We start from the raw sequence: 17085 nt of genomic DNA on the forward strand, positions 1-17085 counted from the left end.
CGGTGCTCCGCGCCCACCGCTGGCAACGCCGCCGGCCTGCCGCCCCTGCCCCGCATTTTGAGCGCAGCGCCTGGCGTCTCCGCGCCGGCTGCCCAGTGGCTCGATCGGCCGCGAGGCGGTGCTGCGGGCCTACCGGGGACAGGGCGTCGGCTCCCGCCTGCTGCGTCATGCGATTGCCGCGGCGCAGGCGCTCGGCTGGGGCGAAGTCTGGGTGAACGCTCAGATGGAGGTACGTGAACCCACGACCCCTGCGCACCGCTGTCTAGCCGGGCTACGTAAGCCGAGCCGCAATGCCTTCAGCGGGCAAAATGCCGCACCCACGCGCCCGTGATTCATTCGGAGCCGTTCTAACCCATCGTGCGCATCGACAGCCGGATCGTTCCTCGCAAGAGTTCTCCAGTACGTGGTGATGGACACCCTGGCCGTGATGATCGCCGTGTTGGCCACCACCTGAGTGTCCATCCGCCTCACCGTGCGCCAAGGAGGAACCTTTCATGGCAGTACGGTCAATTACTGCAAGGACGGCTTCCCCTTCGACATCGAGTGGAGGGTCGCCCCCGTGATGCGGCATGGCCGCGTGACCCATTATCTGGCGCTTCAGCCGGACACCAGCGGTCAGCAACCGCTATCGCGGATTGTTGGTACGATCAACTTGAAAGGCTTCAGTCTTCCATCGAGTTTCCCTTGTTTTCGTAATTAGAATAGTAAGCGGCTTGCGTACACAGTCGGCCCCGAGCGGTTGCTGGCGCTGTGCCGCGCCGTAGAGGAGCCACCATGGCCGAGACCGCTACGACCGCCGACACCGATGTCAGCCAGCCCTGGGACAAGGACAACCAGGCATGGTGGGACTGGTACGTGAGCCTCGCCGAGAATCACGACAAAGGCCCGGAGGTCGTGCCGGCCCCGCCCCTGCCGGACGTCGAGATCCCGAGCGACGCAGACGTGATCGCCGAACTTGCAACGCCCTACCGGCTGACCGACGAGCAGATCGCCTTCTTCCGCAGCAACGGGTTCATCAAGCTTCGGCAGGTCTTCTCGCCCGGTGCTGTTCGGAAGCTGCGGGCGGAACTGGTGCGGTTGCTTGAGGCGGAATTCGGCGTCGATCCGGATGCCGGTGCGCAGGACCGGTTCCTGAGCCTGGAGATGATCTGGCCCGATCACCCGCTTCTGCGGGCCTATGTCCTGGCGCCGCGGCTGGCGCAGATATCGGCCGACCTTCTGGGCGCAGATGCCGTTCGGCTCTACCACGACAACGTTCTGGCGAAGCAATCCGGCTGCGGCCGCACACCTTGGCATTTTGACGATCACCACTTCCCGCTCGACACCAACGACGTGGTGACGGCCTGGGCGCCGGCGCAGGCGATTCCCCTCGCCATGGGGCCACTTGCCTTCGCGTATCCGCTGGACGTGCACCGGCTCGTCGATGCGGTCACCTTCGAGAAATCAGGCACGGGGTACGACCGCGGGGTGGCGAGGGTGTTTGCCAGGAACAACGTCGCCGTGAACGAGACTCCGTTCGAGATCGGCGAGGTGAGCTTTCACCACAACCTCAGCTTTCATACCGCCGCGCGCAACCGCACCGACCGCAGCCGGATCGTGCTCGCCAACACCTACTACGCGGACGGAGCGCGGATCGTGGACACACCGACCATGGTCTCCGGCGACTGGCAGAAATTCATGCCCGGAGTCGGCCCCGGCGACGTCGCGGCGAGCTCGTTGAATCCGGTCTGCTGGCCGGCGACTTCCGAATGACCAGGGACCTGCTGGCGCGGAGCACGGCGCACTGGTCCGAGGGCCGTCGCGCAGGGATGGAGGCGTTCTACACGCTCGCCACCGACGATTACCGGCATCTGGCGGAGACGCGCGACTGGGCCGGCTGGCTCGCCGCGGCGCAGGCGGAGGTCGGCGACCGGTCGCTACGACTCCTCGATGTGGCCTGCGGGTCCGGCAAGTTTCCCAATGCGCTCGTCCGCCATGCCGGCGTTGCCGAGGCGGGATTGCGCCCGGTGGTCACCGACCTGCTCGATCCTTCGGCCTTCTCCCTCGCGGAGGCGCGCGCGGCCTTGCCGGCGCCATTCGCGCCCGCCGCGGAGCATGAGACCACTTTGCAGGACTTTATTCCGGCACCGGGCGGTTACGACATCGTCTGGGCGACCCATGCGCTCTATGCGGTACCGGCGAACGACCTGCCGGCGGCGGCGGCGAAATTCCGCGCCGCACTGGGGGAACGCGGTCGCGGCGTCATCGCTCACAGCGCGGCGGCGGGGCATTATGTGGAGTTCCACCGGCGCTATCTGGAAGCCTTCGGTCCACCCGGCGCCGCGCCCTATATCGCGGCCGAGGCCCTGGAAGAGGCGCTTCGCGCGACCGGTGCAAGCGTTGCGGTGACCGAGGTGCGCTACGACAGCGTGGCGGGGCTCGAGGCGACCGGCGCGGTCGAGGGGTACCTGCAACGCTGCGTCTTCGACGACGCCGTATCGCTTTCCGCGATGCAGTCGGCACCGCCCGTGGCGGAGTGGCTCGATGCATGCCGGTCGGCGGATGGCTGGCGCTTCCCGCAGGTCGTCCACCTGATGGACGTCACCCCGTGACCCCGGCCCAGACACCACAAAGGACCCCACCCGTGACCGATCACAGCCCCCTGCGCTCCGCGTGGACCGAAAGCCTCGCGCGGGGCCAGCGTCCCGACGCGAGTGCCCTGCGTGCGCATCTGCGCGCGGTGCACCGCGACCATGCCGGGTTTACCGAGACCTGCGCCCGCGCCTGCCGCGACACGGCGGGGCGCACCAGCTACGACTGGCTCGCCGAGGCGGTTCCGCCGGACAGGCAGGCACGGATACTGGACCTTGCCTGCGGCTCCGGCCCGCTCCTGCAAATTCTGCAGGCGCGGGACGCGGACCTTCGCCTGACCGGGGTCGACATGTGTCCCGAGGAACTGGCACTGGCGCGAGCGCGGTTGGCCGACGGTGCGGCGGACCTCCTGCAGGCGGAGGCGCAGGACATGGCTGCGCTGGCCGACGGGTCGGTGGACGCCGTTCTGTGCCACTGGGCATTGACGCTGATGGACCCGCTTGCGCCGGTGCTGGACGAGGTGCAGCGGGTGCTGGTGCCGGGCGGGCGGTTTGCCGCGATCGTGGACGGGCCCATGGACGCCGCGCCGGGCTACGCTGCCGCTCACCACCTGATCTATGGTCATGTGCAGGCGGAACTGCCGGGCTATGGCGAGATCGATCTCGGCGATCCGCGGGTGCGCGGCACCGACAGCCTGACCGACCTCGTGCACGCGGTATTCCCCGACGCGACGGTGACGGTGGAGACAGGCGTGGTCGCGATGGACGGCCCGGCCGAAGCGCTGGCCGAGGACGCGGCAGGGTTCTTCTACGCGGCGTTCATTTTATCGCCGGCCCGCCGAGTGCAGATGCTGGCCGACCTCGCCGCGCTGCTCGCGGCCCAGACGCAAGACGCTCCGGCCCGCTTCGCGATGCCGGTGAACCGGCTGCTGGTGGCGCTCTGAACGATCGGGGAAAGGCAGCCAGCCCGCCCACAAGTAGGTCGCCGGAGCGATGCCTTGTCCCGCTGGAGCCAGTTTCTGGTATTCGTGGTTGGACATCGGCGGGGTAGAACTCGGGGCGAGTACCGGTGTGGGCGTGGCCTCAAAAAAAGGCCTCTATCGTGCCGAAAGCGCCCGTTTCTCCGGCTTCGGCATATCAAAAGCGCTGCCCGAGGGCCGGATGCGGTGGAGGCTGCTGCGATGGGGCCTGTTGCAACGCGATCTGGCGAAGACCTGAAGAAAACTCACGAACCGGGTGGCCCAATGGATCAACCGCTCGGCCACTCCATCCCATCCCGGCTGTCGATCGCCCCATCCGTCAGTCGTCAGGCCGCCCGGCGCGCCGCGATGAACGACCGCACCATCAGTACGAGCAACCCGCCACACAGCACGAGCATGCCGATGTTGACCGTGAGCGCGAGCGGGCTCATCTGCGCCGCCCGAATGCCGAGCGTCGCTGCCGGGGCCAAGGCGCCGAGCAGCGCGACAACGGCAGCGACGTGCATCAGGTGCCGCCGCCCGCCCTCGAAGGCGAGCGCCAGGCCTGCGAGGATCGCAAGCAGGAGGCCGGGATAGACCGGCAGCAGCGCGGTCCGGCTGCCGGACGCGAGAAACGCGACGACGCCGAGGGTGATCAGCAACGCGGCGAAGACGAGCGTCGTTTTGGGCATCGGGGAGGGTCCTCGGGATGGTGAACTGCGGCACGACCCGCAGCGATGTGACTCGATCCGGGGAATGGTAACACGCCGCTCGGCCGAAGTTCCCGGGGCGCGGAGACGCACTCATCGTGGACGAGTACGGCCCGGCGGTGACGCCGCCCGGCGAACCTGCAGCAGCAGGGCAGCGCTGTTCATCTGCCAGCGAGGTCCAGGGCGTTGCTTGAAATCGTGCACTTTTCTGCCTTGACACTAGGGTGCATCTCAAGCTTACATCCCGCATCTCGAACCGACAGGACTGGTGGAGTCAGGTCTCGCATTTCGGCACGGCGCGCGGCGCCGCGCGAACACCAGTAAAAAGCAGATCGGACGAGCTTTCACGGCCCAGTAAACGGGGTCACCAGGATAAGAGTAAACAGGCGGTGGGTACGTCTCACATTCCAGCATGGCAAGCCACGAAGAGCTGTGTTGCGAGACCCGCCCCCTCCGCTAACTGCCGTTCGGATCGCACTATGATGACCCGGTCCACGGCCCAAAGTCGCCTCAGGAGGAATCAGAATGAGTTTCGGAAACATTATCGGGCAAATGCTCGGAGAAGGCCTTGCGGGCCAGTCGAACACCCAGGCGCGTGTAGGCCAGAGTGCGCAGAATATAGCGCAGGGCGGTGCCGGCATGGACCAGATCCTCGGCTCCCTGCAGTCCATGATGGGTGGCGGCGCACCAGCGGGTGGCGCTGCCCCGGCGGGCGGCGGCGGGCTGGGCGGCCTGGCTGCTGCGGCCAAGACCATGCTCGGCACGCCGCAGGTCGGGGGCATGTCCGGCGCCCAGCTCGGCGGCCTGGGTGCCTTGGCCGGAGCCTTGCTCGGCGGCCGGGGCGGTGCTGCGAAAGGCGCCGCCGGCGGCGGGGCGATGGCCATTCTCGGCACCCTCGCGCTGAGCGCACTGCAAAACTCCCGTAGCGGCGGCTCCAACGCACCCGCTGCCGGGATGGCCGCTGTAGCTCCCTCCCAGCAGGAAGTTGCTTCCGTTACTTCCGAACAGAGCGAACGTCTGGCCTTGCGCGCGATGATCGCGGCCGCGAAGGCGGATGGTCAGGTGGACCAGACCGAAATGAACCGGATCCTCGGCCAGCTGAAACCGGATCAGATGAGTGAAAGCGAGCGGCGGTTCGTGCTCGAGGAAATCCAGAAGCCGCTGGATGTTTCCGACATCGCTCGTGAAGTACAGACCCCCGCACAGGCGGCGGAGGTCTACGCAGCCTCTCTGCTCGCAATCGACATCGACAGCGAGCGCGAGAGAGAGTACCTGCGCAGTCTGGCCACTGCCCTGCGGCTGGACCCCGGTGTGGTCGCCTTCCTGCACCAGACCACGGGCGCCCCGACGGTCTGACGGGCGAGGCTGAAATGCAAGACCTGACCTCATCCCCCGTTCGCCCCGGCCAACCATCCGGTTGCTTGGGGTGGTTGGGGGTTTCCGTTTCCGGGGACAATACGCCTATTTCCCAGTGATCAGTCTTGGCGGCTTGATCCGCGGAATCCTGAGAAGAAGAGCCATGATCCGGGTGGCACGGGTTCCGTCCCGGTTAGCCACATTTTGCAAAGCAGCGCGGCAATCGCCGACAGGAATGGATATCAGTGTACTGTCCCCGGAAACCCCAGGTTGTGGTTCTTATACGATACTCAAACTGCTCCCCCGGGAGCCTCACAATACTATTTACGGAGAACTTGACCATGGTTATACGTATTGCAGCATCGATTTTCGTCGCTTCCGTGCTGGCGCTGCCGGCGGTGGCCCAGGACATCCAGAAGATGAGGGATGCAGTCGATATGGAAAAGGCGGCCGAGGCCGTCGACACCGGGACGGTGAAGGATGCCGTCAGTCGCGACGGCGTCGATTACCAGAAGGCTGTCGAGGCCGTGGAGGTCGACAAGGCGAAGGAATCAGTAGACGTGCAAAAGATGAGAGATGCGCTCAGCCCCAGGGGCGACTAGTCCGCAGCGCCGCCGCCAAAAAGCGCCTCGACCAACAAAGGGCGCCTCGACCAACGATGGCGGCTGCGTGAATCAGCGCGCGCCGTGGTCCGGCCCTAACCCCCGAGAGGGCCGGGCCGGGCCGGGCGGCCTGGGCGAAGTTCGGCATGCGGCCGGGAAAGACAGCCATACCTCAGCTAGCCGAATCCGGCCGCGCGAAGGATGCCTTGTCTTTTTCACGCACCACCATCTCCGTATGAGGATACGGTATGGAAATGCCGCGCGCGTCGAAAGCCTCCTTCACCTGGCGGGTCAGATCCCAGTAGACCGTCCAGTAATCCTCCGCGCGGGTCCACGGCCTCACGATGAAGTCAACGGAACTGGACCCGAGTGCATTCACGCGGACCACCGGAGCTGGATCGGGCAGCACCGCCGGATGCGCGCGCACCACTTCCTCCAGCACCGCCTGCGCCTCCTCGATGGAATCGTCGTAGGAAATGCCGAAGGTGAGATCCACGCGGCGCGTTTCGGAGGCGGTGACGTTTGTGATGATGTCGCCCCACACCTTGGAATTCGGGATCACGATCACCTGGTTGTCGGGGGTCGTGACCGTCGTCGACACTACCGAGACGTTCCGGACCGTGCCGCCGACACCTGCGACGGTCACGTAATCACCCTCGTCGAAGGGCCGGTTGATGATGATCATCAGGCCCGCGGCGAGGTTGCTCAGCGTGTCCTGCAGAGCGAAGGCCATGATGAAGGCGGCACCGCCGACGAGAGCGAAGAGCGGAGTCACGTTCACGCCAAGCATGGCCAGCACGATCATCAGGCCGAAGGCGATGGTCAGCCAGTAGGCGGCCACGGCGAGGAAGCCCGTCAGAAGCTGCGACAGGTTCGGGATGCGACCGAACATGCGTCGCGCCCAGCCACGCACCAGCCGCGCCACCACGAACAGGCCCAGAATCGCCACCACGACCACAGTCACGCGGAAGAGCAGCTGGATACCACCTTCGGGTGAAATGAGCCAGGCGGCCGCCACTTCGGCAAGTTCGCGCGAATTCATGCGCGATGTTTCCTCAATCGCGATCGCCGAGCGATAGCCACGCAGACTCTCGACGAGATCCGGATCGCCGCCCTTGCCATCGAGACTGGAGACGACGGCGGAAAACCTCTCGAAGATCCTTGACCGCTCCTCCGTTAGCGCGACCCGCTGATCGCGAAGCGCGTCCGGAGCGGTATCTCCCTCCGCGCGAATCGCGCGAATCTCGAGCTGGGTGTCGACGACGGCTTGCGTGGCCTCGCGGGCCAGCCCCTGCCATGCGACGGCCAGGGCGGCAAGCTCGTCGGCGGTCAGGGGCACGAGGCGAAGCTGCAACTCTTCCAGGGGGATGTCCACGGCATCGAGCCCCCGCGGGTAAGCCGGCGGCTCCTCCGCTGGGGCGTCCGAGGCAGCGGCCGCCTCACTCGCTTCCGCAGCAGGTGTTTCGGCGGCCGGGGCCTCTGTCTGTTGGGCCGCAACGGCAACTGGCACAAGCCAGAGAGCAGCAAGCAGAACGAACATCAAGGAAGGCACGAGTATTCGAACACGAAGAGGCATCAAACGCTCCAGTTCATCTAGGTCATACGCCATCAGGGCCGAGCGCCGGAACCGCCGGACTCGGAGGGAGAGAGAAAATAGAACCGCTGTCCGAGAACAGCGGTGTGCCCTGCGGGCCGCACCATCCTGCTGTCACCGGAAACTGGGCAACGGACACGAACGGAATTGCATGATAGCCAGGATCAACGCATTTGCCCCAGCCGATCAGAAAAAACTGCGGTAGGTTACCCGAAGCGGCCTGTCCCCGCCACGACCTTGGAACCATGCATCATTTCAACCCTCGCCGGCGCCACTTTCGAGTCCATCTCGGCCGGTCGACCAGTCGATCACCTGCAGTGCTCTAAAGACGTCGGCATCTGCTTTTTGCAACACGGCGCTACGTCACCAGACCCTGGCGAGGCTCAGCCGGACGGCATCCCCCTGTGGCTGGCCGGCCGGTGACGACACGGTGGATTCGTAGTTCAGAAAGACGGTGGCGACGGAAGGTATGCGCCAACCAAGGCCTGCTCCAAGGCGCCAGGTGTCGGCTGCGTTGTCCTGGCCCACACCGTCAAGACGGGTCTCGCCGCCCCACTGATATGAGGCATCCGCCGCCAGCCAGAAATTGGGTTTCAGGTTTTGGCTTGCGTGCAGTTCGACCTCGTAGAGCGGGCGCTGCTTAAGCGTGTCGGCGGCGCCCGGCGCATCGGTGTTGTCACCGAAGAAACGGGCGGTGGCGTAGACTTCCACCCAGGTCCAGCCCGCGTCGGGCGTATAGCTGTAATTGATCGTCGGCGAAAGGCTCCAGCGGTTGGAACCAACGTTAACCGGAGCATCGGCGTCGTATGTGCCGGTTGGAAAGGTCGCCATCAGGTGAAAGGAGGCAAATGTTTCGGGTTGCCACCGCGCGAACTCCTCCTTGCTCAATGCAGGCGCGCCGAAGATGTTGACTTCGGCCACGATCCCGATATCACCGATCCCGGTGTCTCCTGCCTCGAAGGGACCGGCGGCAACGTCGATGTCCGCGTGAGGCAACACAAACGAAAGTCCACCCGTCCGTCCGCCCACATCGATGATCCTTGACAGGATCAGCGATTGTGAGGTGACGTCGGTGGTGACATTGGTGATCCCGAATTCGGCTGCGCCGTCCACGGGTGCCACGCTGTTCGAAAAGCCGAGGTTGTAGAACGTGATCCAGGTATCCACCGGCGCGTTCAGGTAGTCGCGCGCCTTTCCAGCGAAGGCAGGCGGGGCGAAGAATATCGCCGAGCATAGGGCTGCAGTGCCGACAAGACGACCGATGCGTTGCGGGGCAGAGGCTTTGAGGGGACGGGTCATCACTCAATCCGAGAAAACAGGTGCCGTCAGGACGGGCGCGTCCCCGGTCAAAAGGGGGCCAATCCGGACGGCACCGCTTGGACTGGGCAACACGCAGGGCAACCGGGGACACCATTGACGCAGCCTCCGGTGTGCGGGCACGTCTGCACTTCTGAGACTGCGCAGCAGACAACCCGATCAATTCAGGCCTTGGTGGCCGTGGCCTCATCGACAACGCGAACCTGCAGAATCATGCCGTCGTGACCGACCACCTGAACGCGCAAGCCCGGTGTAATCCGGGTCCCATCGGCCGAGCGTGCCAGCCAGCGTTCGCCCTGCACCTCGATCATACCGCGGCCGTTGACTTCGGTACGACAATTGCCGACACGCCCCACCATGGCTTCCACCCCCGGAGAGACGGCCGACTCCACTGCCAGCGCCGAGCGATAGAGCGGGTAGAGAAGAACATCCTTAGCCAGCCAGAGCACCACCACGATCCAAGCCGCAGTCGTGTTGATCCAGCCCCAGCGCAGCAGCACCAGCACAACCAGCAGGACCAAGGCCCAGCCGAGAAACTGCAAAAGGGTATAGCGCGTGAGCGGTTTCACCTGCATCCTTGGTCGTCGCACCCTACCTTCCGCTGGCCGATCAGGCAAAGGCAGGGGCAGGGGCGCGATCGCTTGAGACCTGCCAGCGACACGCCCATGTAGAGGGAGACCAGGACTTCCGTGTGACTGATCCAAAGGGGTCACGAAACCTAATTGTCCGCGACGAGCATCGAAAGCATAAACACCCTTTTTCCCGCCGGTCAACGCCAAATCAATGGCTACGAGCCGTCACGACGAGCCGATGCGTCTTGGCGCCGGCCGGAAATCCTGTCCCCTTTAAGTCCTTCCCCTCGGGAAAAATCGCTTGCCAACGCCCTTTTGCGGTCCATTTCAGCCGTCGGTCCAGCCGATGGCCTGCCGTGCCCTGCGGGTGAGAGCGTCCGGTGCTGGGTACGGGAACCGGCAAGCGAACAGGCCGATAGGCGGTGCATCCGGCGCGTGGGACTGCACGAACGTCCGGGGTGGCGCAGACGCTCTGGGCTCGTGGCGCCAGAGCGTCGCGACGAGTCGCCTACTTGGTTGGCTTCGAGTAGTCCCGATGGACCGCAGGGTCGAGTTCCCTGGCGCGCTCCTCAGCCGTTTCCTCGGCGCGTTCCATTTCCTCCTTGTCGCCCTCCCCCGCCTTCCTGGCGGCCTCGTCGACCTTGCCGGACTCAACGAACTCCCGCGTATCCTTGTTGTAACGTCTCGCCGACTCTCGATCGCCTTCGCCCTGAATGTTCGGTTTGTCTGCCATGAGGGGATCTCCTGTCAGATTAATTTGCGACGAAATCCGCCAGCGGTTGCCAGCGCGCTTTCATCTTCAAGCGGGGCTCCATACCCCGCGTCAGTTCACCTTGATCCTGCGGATGCGTTCGCTCTCGCTTTGCTTCATATCGAGATGAAGAACTCCACCCTCGAGCTTCGCATCGACAGAATCCGGATCAACGGTGCTCGGGAGACGAAACGAGCGTTGCACCCGCGTGAAATGGCGCTCCTGCAGATGGGGGCGGCCCTTGGGCTTTTCGGCCGAGCGCTCCGCACGGATCGTCAGCATGTCATCCGCCACGGAGACGTCGATCTCGTCGCTTTTGAATCCTGGCATTTCGGCATCCACGATCAAGTGCCCATCTTCCTCGCGAATGTCGACCGGATACCCGGCCCCGCTTGTTTCCATGGGGAACTCGTCGAACAGCCGCTGCATCATCTGCTCGAACATATCGGTCGACTCGTCCCGGCGGCCGAGTGAACGGGGGCGAAACAGTGTTGGAATAGCCATTACAGTCCTCCTTGTCCAAAAACCGGCAGGATTTCACGAACGCGAACCCGTGTGGGCCGGTAACCACCCGGGCTGGCGGTGCGGTCGCCGGGGCACCGAACACGGTCTGCAACGTTCGCGTTGACCCAGTCGGGCGGCCCCATTCTCCGGCGTACAGCGCCAGTTAACGGCGGTGCTTCGAGCGAAGGTGCAGATACTCTTGGTTACACCCGGAGACTCGGCTGATCATTCACACCCTAAGACGGCCCGCCGTGCCCGGAAAGGCGTGGAAATACCAACGCGCATCAATACGCCCACGCAAACCAATCCACCGGGGTCGGACCAACGCAATACATTGATAATCGGTCCAAAAGCCCGGATTAGACGTGTGAAAAAGCGCTTGAAGCGCCCTTTTCGCACCCAAAATGGGCTGTCCAGGCGCACAGCGAGTGAGGCAGCGGGTTCCTCGAAGCCCCTTTTTTGGGGTAAAAATACCCGTTCAAGGCCGAAAAAAGGCGTGAAAATCGGCATTATATTGTTTGCAATCAGGATGTTGCGTTGGTCCGACCCCGGACATCGATGTCTGCGTCGGAGCGCCAGCGCCAGATCGCCTTCTCCGCCTCGACCAGCAGAAACAACAGGACCGCGCTGGCAATGATGATGCCCCAGTGGTGCAAGGCCAGCGCGCCGCTGCTGAACAGCACCTGCATCGGTGGGGTGTAGGTCCACGCCAGCTGGAAGAGGACGACCAGACCGATCGCTATCCACACTGGCCGACTGCCGAAGATGCCGCGTAGTGAAAGCGAGCTGCCAGTGAGGTACCGGCTGTTGATGAGGTAAGCGGCGCTGGCAAACACCAGCAGGTTGACGGCGCCGGAGCGGGCAACCTCCTCGGCGACGCCCTCGACATTCAGCAGCCACAGGAACATTCCGTAAACGCCTGCCAGCAGCAGGAGCGAGACGAACAGCACACGCCAGAGCAGGAACATGTCGAGCAAAGGCGCATTTGGATCGCGCGGCTTGCGCTGCATCAGGTTCTGCTCACCCGGCTCGAAACCCAGCGCCAGACCCAGCGTGACCGCCACGACCATGTTGACCCACAGCGCCTGCACCGGAGTCACCGGCAGCATCGTCCCGGCGGCGACGGCCACTGCGATGGCCAGGCCCTGTCCGCCGTTGGTCGGCAGCAGAAAGATGATCGTCTTCTTGATGTTGTCGTAGACCTTCCGGCCTTCCTCGACGGCGTTGACGATGCTCGCGAAGTTGTCGTCCGCCAGCACCATCTCCGAGGCCTCTTTCGCGGCCTCGGTCCCCTCGATTCCCATCGCGACACCGACGTCGGCCCGCTTGAGGGCCGGTGCGTCATTGACTCCGTCGCCAGTCATCGCGCACACCTCGCCGTCGGCCTGCGCGGCTTCCACCATGCGAAGCTTGTCCTCGGGAGAAGCCCGGGCGTAGACGTCGACCTCCTCGATCCGTTGCTGGAGTTCCTCGTCCGACATATCGGCAAGTTCCCTGCCGCTGATCGCTTCTTCCGTGTTGCGCAGCCCAAGTCTGGCGGCGATGGCCCGGGCGGTCAGGCCGTGATCGCCGGTGACCATGATCGGTCGAATGCCGGCTTCGAGGCATTTCTTGATCGCCTCGATAGCCGTCTCCCGGGGCGGGTCCAGCAGCCCGACCAGACCCAGCAGGACGAGGTCCTTCTCGACGGCCTCATCGGTCAATTCGTCGCCGGTGTTGGCCGGCTTTTCCGCTACGGCGAGTACGCGCAGTCCGCGCGAGGAGAGCTTCTCGATCTGTTTCTCCCAGGCCTCGGCATCGAGATCTTCCTCGCCGTCCGCCGTACGCACGCTGGAGCACATTTCCAGGATGCGATCGGGTGCGCCTTTCACGTGAATGCGTGACTCTCCCTCGGGACCGCTGTCGAGGGTGGCCATGAACTGCCGTTCCGACTCGAACGGAATCGAGTCCTGTCGCTCCCACTGTTCCCGAAGCTCATCCCGGTCATAGCCTGCCTTGGCGGCGACCACGATCAGGGCGCCTTCCGTTGGATCTCCGTGCAAATTCCACTCGTCGTCCTCCTTGCGCAGGCTCGCGTCGTTGCAGAGCGCTCCGGCGACGAGAAAGCGCTTGAGCAGGGCGTCCTCAGCCGGGTCGATCTGCTCGCCGGATGGCTGACCCTCACCTTCCTCGCCCTCCTGCGGCTCCTCGCCATTGCGGTGGAAATCGCCGTCCGGCGCAAAGCCCACACCGGAGATCTGCACTTCCCCGTCCGCGAGCATGATCGCCTGAGCAGTCATTTCATTGCGTGTCAGGGTTCCCGTCTTGTCGGAGAAGATGATGGTTGTCGAGCCGAGCGTCTCCACCGCCGGCAGCTTGCGGATGATGGCGTTACGACGCGCCATTGCCTGAACCCCGAGTGCCAGGGTAATCGTCACGATGGCAGGCAGGCCTTCCGGGATGGAAGCGACCGCGAGCGCCACGGCCGCCATAAACGCTTCCGGAAGGGCAAGGCCGTGGACCAGAACACCGATCAGACCCACGACCACAGCGGCGCCAACAATGATCGCGGCCAATTTTTTGCCCGCGCTGTCGAGATCGCGCAGCAACGGGGTCTGGATATCCTCGACTTCCTCGAGCATTTCCGAGATGCGGCCGATCTCGGTGCGACTGCCCGTTTCCACCACGACACCCTTGGCCTTGCCCTGGACCGCGGTGGTGCCGGCGAAGGCCATGCTGGTGCGCTCAGCCAACTCGGTGTCTTCCTCAACCTCGTCGGTGGCCTTGTCGACCGCTTCCGACTCGCCGGTCAGTGACGCCTCCTGCGTGCGGAAACGCTTGGCCTCCAGCAGACGAACATCCGCGGGAACCCGGTCGCCACTGCTCATTTCGACGATATCGCCGGGCACCACCTCTTCCGCCGGGATTTCCTCGGTCTTGCCCGAGCGGATGACCGTAGCCTCGGGCGAGAGCATCTCCTTGATGCTCTCGAGGGCGTTCTCCGCCTTGCCTTCCTGAATGAAGCCGACCAGTGCGATGATCAGCACCACCCCGAATATCGCCGCGGCATCGATCATCTCTCCGAGCAGCACGCTGGCCCCGCCCGCGACGATCAGGATCAGCATCAGGACATTGTTGAACTGATCGAGAAAGCGCTTCCAGGCCGGGCGCTTCTTCTCCTGGCGCAGCTGGTTGGGTCCGTACTCCTTCAGTCGGCGCGAGGCCTCGTCCTTCTTCAGGCCATCCGAGGAGGTCTCATGACGTTCCAGCGCTTCATCACCGGAAAGCGCGTGCCATGGAACGCGCTGGTCTTCAGAATTGCCTTCTTCTGCCATTTGCCTTCACCACCTTTGCCGAGCACACCGGCCGGTCCACGGCGGCCGGTGCCCGCATCACTGGCCCGACGTGGTGACGCGGGCTCGCGGGATGCGAGCTCGCGCCCGACCTTCAGCGGTACCGAACAGTCAGCCCTGCGCCGGATGCGGCTTCGAGTCGCGCGCGCGCTCCTCCTCGGACGCCACGAGCCTCCGATACCCATGCCACATCGCGAAGCCGAGCCACGGGAAAATCACTATGAAGGCAATGAATGCCGTGGCCGCTGATATCGCAAAGAGCGCGGTGATGATCAAGCCCCAGACGAGCAGTGGGCCAGCATTTTCCCTGAATGCCTTGAAACTGACAGCTACAGCGTCGACGAAACCTTTCTGACGATCGAGCATTGCGGGCAACGTCACGACGCTGATCGCGAAAACGGCGAGTGCGAAAAGCACGCCCGCGGCAATCACACCAAGCAACGTCACGATGCCCTGCGGACTTGCCAGCATCACGCTCAGCACTTCACCCATGGTTGCCGGCGCACCGAGATCCCCGAGGGTCAACACACCAATCCAGCGCCAAACGACGGTCGCCCACAAAACGAACAGGATGATCAGAACCGCCGCATAAACCCAAAGGGCACCGCCCAGATCCCGGATCGCACCGAGCCCGAATCCTACCGGCTTCGAATCACCTCGCTCCAGACGCCGGGCCATTGCGTTCACCCCGACCGCAAAGATTGGACCGACAAGCAGGAAACCCGATATCCAGATCATGCTGACGACCGGCTGCCCCCAGCTATACGCGAGAATCAGCAGACCGACCGCTGCGACGACAAGCCCGTGAACCAGTGCCTGGGGGGCGCTCCACAGATCCTTCCAGCCCATCACGAGCCATTGCCGCAAGTCGTAGGATGCGGAAATCTTCCGAATGGGCGGCGTGCCGGTATCCAGCGTCTGCTTCGGCTCGATCTCCGACGGGTCTTCCGGAATCAAAACATCTTGTGTACGTTTCTTCAGGCTTTCACCATGCTGTCCCATGCTTGACCTCCGTAAGTTTGCGACACGACCGAAGTGGAAAATGGTTGCCACCCCTACCGGAGCCGAGCGCTGCAACTCACACGGATTCCAAAAACATGGCCGGTCTCAAACGTGCCGCATTCTTCCACGAGACCACGAAGAGACGGTCCAGGACAATGCGTGTCTTTACCCATTTCCGGATCCATAAGCGTCATCCTTTGCACGATCAGCGACAGCCCATCCTCACCAGACCTTGGTGAGGCCACCTCGGAAAGACGTCCAAAGGGAGCGGCGGGACAACAACCTGTCTGCACAACCGCCAGCCGGCCAGTTCGCTGCCATTGCTCGGTGCTGCGCGGATGCGTGGCCACGATAGGGGGCGTTACCCAGGGGGATCCCCGCGTCTTTTCTTCATCAGGGGGAGCACCTCTCTGATATTGTCCACGATCGAGCCACGCCACCGATCGCACAAGCCTTCGGCTGGGCGTTGGATGCGGTCGCCACGCTGCCGGCCCCAGCCTCTTTCCCGAAGGGCTCCGGAGTCACTCCTGACGACTTCACCTGTTTCGCCATGCTTCTGGGTGGAGGAGAATGATGAATACACCGCCGGACCAAAGTCCTGTCCACGGTACCGGCACATGGACACATGACAACATCGCCCGTTTCGGGCCAGGGAGGTCTCAGTGATGCAATCCGACCGAATCATCGCTTTCGTCATGGCCGGCGGCCAGGGCTCGCGGCTGCAACCACTCACCGCCGCACGCTCCAAGCCCTCGGTGCCGTTCGGAGCGCGCTACCGTATCGTGGATTTCGTACTCAGCAATCTGGTGAATTCCCAGATCCGCACCATCTACCTGCTGGTTCAGTACAAGTCCCAGTCACTGATCGAGCATGTTCGCAAGTCCTGGACCATCTCTCCACTACTCCCGGACCAGTTCGTCACCGTGGTGCCCCCACAGATGATGAGCGGGGAGAGCTGGTTTCAGGGTACTTCGGACGCCGTTTATCAAAACATCGGACTCATCGAAATACACAGGCCCGATCTGGTCGTGGTGTTTGGAGCCGATCACATCTACCGCATGGATATCCGCCAGATGGTCCAGTTCCACCGGGACTGCGGTGCCGACGCCACGGTTGCGTCGCTGCCCGTGCCGATTGCCGACGCCAGAGGGTTCGGTGTCATCGCCGCCGATCCAGATGGCCGCATCCGCGCGTTCCAGGAGAAACCCCAGGACCCGGCGCCAATGCCCGGTCGATCGGACATGGCGTTCGCTTCCATGGGCAACTACATCTTCAAGACCGAGGTGCTGCTTTCCGCACTGAAACAGGCGCACGCCAAGGGCGAAACCGATTTCGGGGGGCACATCCTCCCACGCCTGCTGCAAGACCACCGTCTGTTCGCCTATGATTTCGCGAGCAACGAGGTCCCCGGCATCAAGCCGTATGAGCAACGCGTCTATTGGCGGGACGTCGGCTCCATCGATGCCTATTTCGAGGCGCACGGGGATGTACTCGGCGCGGAACCGGTCTTCGACATGTTCAACCCGCAGTGGCCCATCTTTTCGAGCAATTACCAGGGACCCGTCGCGCGGGTGCTGGGGGGCGAACTCCGCAACAGCCTGCTCGGAGTCGCCACGGTGGTCCACGACGGGGTGCGCATCCGCAATTCCATCATCCGGCGCGAGGCGGTGATCGAGGAAGACGTGGAACTCGACGACTGCATCATCATGGACTACACCCGGATCGGTCGTGGCGCGCGCCTGCGGCGGGTCATCGTCGATCGGCACAACCAGATCGAGCCCGGGGACCGCATCGGCTTCGACCCGGATGCGGACCG

15 protein-coding genes are annotated in these 17085 nt (G+C 64.0%); 7 read left to right on the forward strand and 8 right to left on the reverse strand.

The window, feature by feature from the left end:
- Positions 1-103 precede the first annotated feature (103 nt).
- The 4 genes from EA346_RS10025 to EA346_RS10040 all read left to right on the forward strand — a co-directional run bounded on the left by EA346_RS10025 (position 104) and on the right by EA346_RS10040 (position 3514).
- Positions 104-331, forward strand: coding sequence for a GNAT family N-acetyltransferase (locus EA346_RS10025; RefSeq protein ID WP_366755783.1), 228 nt, complete (start codon positions 104-106; stop codon positions 329-331).
- A 443-nt stretch (positions 332-774) separates the two neighbouring features.
- Entirely contained in the window at positions 775-1752 is a 978-nt protein-coding gene (locus EA346_RS10030) for a phytanoyl-CoA dioxygenase family protein (RefSeq protein ID WP_296758173.1), read from the forward strand.
- Positions 1749-2591 carry a methyltransferase domain-containing protein gene (locus EA346_RS10035; RefSeq protein ID WP_296758175.1) on the forward strand — a complete coding sequence of 281 codons (843 nt, stop codon included), beginning with the start codon at positions 1749-1751 and terminating at the stop codon, positions 2589-2591. Before EA346_RS10030 ends, EA346_RS10035 begins: the two co-directional genes overlap by 4 nt.
- Positions 2592-2623: 32 nt before the next feature.
- Entirely contained in the window at positions 2624-3514 is an 891-nt protein-coding gene (locus EA346_RS10040; RefSeq protein ID WP_296758177.1) for a class I SAM-dependent methyltransferase, read from the forward strand.
- Positions 3515-3876: 362 nt separating this feature from the next.
- On the opposite strand, the gene EA346_RS10045 is transcribed toward EA346_RS10040, so the two are convergent.
- Positions 3877-4221, reverse strand: a complete 345-nt coding sequence (locus EA346_RS10045) for a hypothetical protein (protein WP_296758178.1) — start codon at positions 4219-4221, stop codon at positions 3877-3879.
- A 543-nt stretch (positions 4222-4764) separates the two neighbouring features.
- On the opposite strand from EA346_RS10045, the gene EA346_RS10050 reads away from it, so the two are divergent.
- Positions 4765-5595 (forward strand): tellurite resistance TerB family protein, encoded by an 831-nt coding sequence (locus EA346_RS10050; RefSeq protein ID WP_296758181.1) that lies wholly within the window; start codon positions 4765-4767, stop codon positions 5593-5595.
- A gap of 341 nt (positions 5596-5936) precedes the next feature.
- Positions 5937-6197 (forward strand): hypothetical protein, encoded by a 261-nt coding sequence (locus EA346_RS10055; RefSeq protein WP_296758183.1) that lies wholly within the window; start codon positions 5937-5939, stop codon positions 6195-6197.
- 172 nt (positions 6198-6369) lie between these two features.
- On the opposite strand, the gene EA346_RS10060 is transcribed toward EA346_RS10055, so the two are convergent.
- From EA346_RS10060 to EA346_RS10090, 7 genes are all read right to left on the reverse strand, one after another.
- Positions 6370-7773, reverse strand: coding sequence for a mechanosensitive ion channel family protein (locus EA346_RS10060; protein WP_296758185.1), 1404 nt, complete (start codon positions 7771-7773; stop codon positions 6370-6372).
- Between the two features lie 381 nt (positions 7774-8154).
- Positions 8155-9090, reverse strand: coding sequence for a transporter (locus tag EA346_RS10065; protein ID WP_296758187.1), 936 nt, complete (start codon positions 9088-9090; stop codon positions 8155-8157).
- Positions 9091-9272: 182 nt separating this feature from the next.
- The gene (locus EA346_RS10070) at positions 9273-9677 is read right to left on the reverse strand and encodes an NfeD family protein (protein WP_296758189.1); all 405 of its coding nucleotides are present in this window, start codon (positions 9675-9677) and stop codon (positions 9273-9275) included.
- 511 nt (positions 9678-10188) lie between these two features.
- The gene (locus EA346_RS10075) at positions 10189-10413 is read right to left on the reverse strand and encodes a hypothetical protein (RefSeq protein WP_296758191.1); all 225 of its coding nucleotides are present in this window, start codon (positions 10411-10413) and stop codon (positions 10189-10191) included.
- A 90-nt stretch (positions 10414-10503) separates the two neighbouring features.
- Complete coding sequence (locus EA346_RS10080; protein ID WP_296758194.1) at positions 10504-10935, reverse strand: Hsp20/alpha crystallin family protein; 432 nt, start codon at positions 10933-10935, stop codon at positions 10504-10506.
- Positions 10936-11459: 524 nt separating this feature from the next.
- Positions 11460-14249 carry an HAD-IC family P-type ATPase gene (locus EA346_RS10085; protein ID WP_296758196.1) on the reverse strand — a complete coding sequence of 930 codons (2790 nt, stop codon included), beginning with the start codon at positions 14247-14249 and terminating at the stop codon, positions 11460-11462.
- Between the two features lie 129 nt (positions 14250-14378).
- Positions 14379-15269 (reverse strand): DUF2189 domain-containing protein, encoded by an 891-nt coding sequence (locus EA346_RS10090; RefSeq protein WP_296758198.1) that lies wholly within the window; start codon positions 15267-15269, stop codon positions 14379-14381.
- A gap of 665 nt (positions 15270-15934) precedes the next feature.
- Between EA346_RS10090 and EA346_RS10095 the strand changes: the two genes are divergently transcribed.
- Positions 15935-17085, forward strand: a 1151-nt coding sequence (locus EA346_RS10095; RefSeq protein WP_296758201.1) for a glucose-1-phosphate adenylyltransferase, incomplete at its 3' end; no start/stop codon positions are given.

The organism is Thioalkalivibrio sp. (assembly GCF_007692535.1).
GTDB lineage: Bacteria > Pseudomonadota > Gammaproteobacteria > Ectothiorhodospirales > Ectothiorhodospiraceae > Thioalkalivibrio.

Bases quoted from the DNA above. Each gene is read 5' to 3' on its own strand.
- EA346_RS10030 (WP_296758173.1), top strand. From the start codon at position 775: ATGGCCGAGACCGCTACGACCGCCGACACCGATGTCAGCCAGCCCTGG.
- EA346_RS10035 (WP_296758175.1), top strand. From the start codon at position 1,749: ATGACCAGGGACCTGCTGGCGCGGAGCACGGCGCACTGGTCCGAGGGC.
- EA346_RS10045 (WP_296758178.1), bottom strand. From the start codon at position 4,221: ATGCCCAAAACGACGCTCGTCTTCGCCGCGTTGCTGATCACCCTCGGC.
- EA346_RS10050 (WP_296758181.1), top strand. From the start codon at position 4,765: ATGAGTTTCGGAAACATTATCGGGCAAATGCTCGGAGAAGGCCTTGCG.
- EA346_RS10055 (WP_296758183.1), top strand. From the start codon at position 5,937: ATGGTTATACGTATTGCAGCATCGATTTTCGTCGCTTCCGTGCTGGCG.
- EA346_RS10060 (WP_296758185.1), bottom strand. From the start codon at position 7,773: ATGCCTCTTCGTGTTCGAATACTCGTGCCTTCCTTGATGTTCGTTCTG.
- EA346_RS10065 (WP_296758187.1), bottom strand. From the start codon at position 9,090: ATGACCCGTCCCCTCAAAGCCTCTGCCCCGCAACGCATCGGTCGTCTT.
- EA346_RS10075 (WP_296758191.1), bottom strand. From the start codon at position 10,413: ATGGCAGACAAACCGAACATTCAGGGCGAAGGCGATCGAGAGTCGGCG.
- EA346_RS10080 (WP_296758194.1), bottom strand. From the start codon at position 10,935: ATGGCTATTCCAACACTGTTTCGCCCCCGTTCACTCGGCCGCCGGGAC.
- EA346_RS10085 (WP_296758196.1), bottom strand. From the start codon at position 14,249: ATGGCAGAAGAAGGCAATTCTGAAGACCAGCGCGTTCCATGGCACGCG.
- EA346_RS10090 (WP_296758198.1), bottom strand. From the start codon at position 15,269: ATGGGACAGCATGGTGAAAGCCTGAAGAAACGTACACAAGATGTTTTG.